Annotated in this window: 1 protein-coding gene; it reads left to right on the plus strand. The window is 56.0% G+C overall.

What is annotated here, in order from left to right; all coding sequences use genetic code 11:
• Window positions 1-62 precede the first annotated feature (62 nt).
• On the plus strand, window positions 63-494 hold the full coding sequence (locus VSX60_RS22490; RefSeq protein ID WP_327626455.1) for a glycosyltransferase: 432 nt from the start codon (window positions 63-65) through the stop codon (window positions 492-494).
• Window positions 495-579 lie beyond the last annotated feature (85 nt).

The raw sequence follows: 579 nt of genomic DNA on the forward strand, positions 1-579 counted from the left end.
CAAATCTGATGAAACAGCCTTTCCCATGAAGCACCTCCTGCTCACAGAGAATCAAACCGAACATCAAATGGGAACCCGTCGATTCAAATTATTCGCCGGATGCTCTAGTCGTCGATAACAACTCCACAGACCGTACCGCGGAACGCGCCAGAGAAGCCCTACAGGATGGTCGTGGCTTTGTGTTGAGCGAGACCCGGCAAGGCAAGGGCGCGGCGGTCAAGACCGGCTTCAGCCGCATCGATGCCGATATCTACATTATGACAGACGGCGACGGAACCTACCCTGCCCAAGACGCTGTGAAGCTGGTCGAGATTTTGCTGCGGAACCGTTGCGATATGGTCGTTGGGGATAGGCTTTCCAGCGGCGCCTATATGAAGCAGAACACGCGGGCCGGTCACAACGTCGGCAACAGATTCCTCTCACGCTACATCTCGTCCATCTCGGGGCAGAGGTATCAGGACGTCCTTTCCGGGGGATGTCCCGAAGTTTGTTGAACTTCGTTGAGCGGCGATGCCGGGTTGAACGTTACGCGGCCCTCGATGCAGGGGCAATGAACTTTTCGGCATTTTGGCGCTGATG

Source organism: Aurantimonas sp. A3-2-R12, assembly GCF_036016755.1.
GTDB classification, from domain to species: Bacteria; Pseudomonadota; Alphaproteobacteria; order Rhizobiales; family Rhizobiaceae; genus Aurantimonas; species Aurantimonas coralicida_A.